The organism is Mesorhizobium sp. M7D.F.Ca.US.004.03.1.1 (assembly GCF_003998635.1).
GTDB classification, from domain to species: Bacteria; Pseudomonadota; Alphaproteobacteria; order Rhizobiales; family Rhizobiaceae; genus Mesorhizobium; species Mesorhizobium loti.
This window is the reverse complement of the sequence record NZ_RZQG01000985.1, coordinates 1-2111: the sequence shown is the minus strand read 5'-3', so window position 1 is coordinate 2111 and position 2111 is coordinate 1. Positions and strand designations below refer to the sequence as shown.

The 2111-nt window shown below is 62.9% G+C and carries 1 protein-coding gene and 1 pseudogene; one reads left to right on the top strand and one right to left on the bottom strand.

Annotated features, from left to right (window positions below):
- Positions 1-476 (bottom strand): annotated as a pseudogene (locus EN935_RS32815) (phosphotransferase); the annotation flags it as partial.
- A gap of 135 nt (positions 477-611) precedes the next feature.
- Here EN935_RS32815 and EN935_RS32810 point away from each other — a divergent pair.
- Positions 612-2111 (top strand): sugar ABC transporter ATP-binding protein (locus EN935_RS32810; RefSeq protein ID WP_164771560.1); only part of this gene is annotated, 1500 nt, incomplete at its 3' end.

The following is a 2111-nucleotide window of genomic DNA, read 5'->3' as shown; positions in this document are numbered from 1 at the left end:
GCCATGTGCAGGTCGGAGCCGCGAAACAGCGTGCGGGCCATGAACAGGCCGATGTCCCGTGCAATGTTCGGCAACTGGCGGCCGTCGATTAGGGCGCGGCGCAGGATGATGTGCGGCGGCGCAAGATATTCCATGATGATCAGCGCCTGGCCTTCATCGAAGTAATGGATCGCCGGCACCGAGCCCGGCGCGCGCGCCTCCTGCCTTGTCAGCGCGTGATATTCGAAGAAGGATCGCTTCAGCGGCAGCGGCCAGCTGTCGCCGACCAGGCGGACATAGGGCAGGGCCTGCTTGACCACTGCCGCACCGCTGGCGCCCTCGACGATGAACACCAGGTTGAGATTGCCGTCGCCGACCTCGCGGACCTTCCAGCGTGTCGTGTCTTTGCCGATCTTCGCGCATAGCGCGTCGTTGTCACCGAGGCGGGCAGCCAGGGTCTCGACCGACAGTGCTTCGAACGGCAATTCTTCAGTCATCGTCATCCTCCCGCATATGCGCTCCGAACATAACGGAGGCATGGCGGCTGGGCCAAGCTAGGAAGCGATCTGGCAATTGTCAATCGTGTTGACAATTGCCGATGCAGCCCATAGCGTCATGTCAGGGAGGAACGCATGGTCGGCAATGCCGTGTTCCGCGTAGAGGGACTGAGGAAATCCTTTGGCCAGAACGAGGTGCTTGGCGGCGTCTCGCTCGAATTGCATGCCGGTGAAGTGACCGTGCTGATGGGCGCCAACGGCGCCGGCAAATCCACCCTCGTCAAGATCATCTCTGGCGTCTATGAGCGCGGCGGCGGCACGATGGCGCTCGCCGACCAGGATTTTGCACCGAAAACCCCGGCCGAGGCGATCCGCGCCGGCGTCGTCACCGTTCACCAGAACATCAATGACGGTGTCGTCGCCGATCTCGACGTAGCCACCAATCTCACTCTCGACAGGCTGAGCGGTAGCGGCGCACCGACCCTGTTCAATCCGGTCCGTGTGCGCCGAGAGGCCAAGGCGGTTGCCGACCGCATGGGGCTGGCCATCGATTTGAAGGCGCGGGTGAGTGATCTTTCGCTGGCCGATCGCCAAATGGTGGCGATTGCCCGCGCGCTGGCGCATCAGCCGAAAGTGCTGATCCTCGATGAGCCGACCTCATCGCTCTCCAGCGCCGAGGCTGATCGGCTGTTTGCGCTGATCGACAGGCTGCGCGAGCAAGGCGTGGCGATCCTCTACATCTCGCACCGCATGTCGGACATCAGGCGGTTGGCCGATCGCATCATCTCGATGCGAGACGGGATCATTTCAGGCATTTTCGACAAGAAGCCGCTCGACTATGAAGGCGCGGTCAACGCCATGCTCGGCCGCAAGATCCATCTCGACCAGATCGTTGTCAGGGATTCGGCCAATGCCGTCCTCAAGATAGATGGCCTGCGCATAGCACCAGGTGCCCGGCCGATTTCGCTGACGCTCGGCGACGGCGAGGTCGTCGCCATCACCGGCCTCGTCGGTGTCGGCAAGACGGCGCTTGCCGAGACGCTGTTTGGCGTGCGCCAGCCATTGTCCGGCACCATGATGATGAACGGCAAGCCTTATGCGCCTGGAACAACCGGCGAGGCGATCGCCGCCGGCGTGTTCCTCGTCGCCAAGGACCGCGGCGAGAATGGCATCGTTGGCGGCTTCAATATCCAGGAAAATATTAGCCTGCCGTTTCACAAGCGCATGTCGCGCTTCGGCATCCTGAGGCGCCGTCTCGAACGCATCACGGCCCGCAGGCAGATCGAGGAACTGGGCATCGTCTGTCGTTCAGAGAAGGACGAGATGTCGGAGCTGTCCGGCGGCAACCAGCAGAAGGTGATGGTCGCCCGCTGGATGGCTCAGGATGCAAGACTGTTCATTCTGGATGAGCCGTTTCAGGGCGTCGATATTTCCGCCCGGCGCGACATCGCCGCCAAGCTCAGGGCCAGTGCAAACGGCCGCGCCACGCTGTTGTTCGTCACCGAGCTCGACGAGGCGCTGGAGACCGCCGATCGCATCCTGGTCATGTCGGAGCAGACCATCGTCGGCGAACACCGCAACGCCGACGTCGATCTCGATCGCTTGCTGGCCGAGGTTGCGGGCGGACCGCTGCAC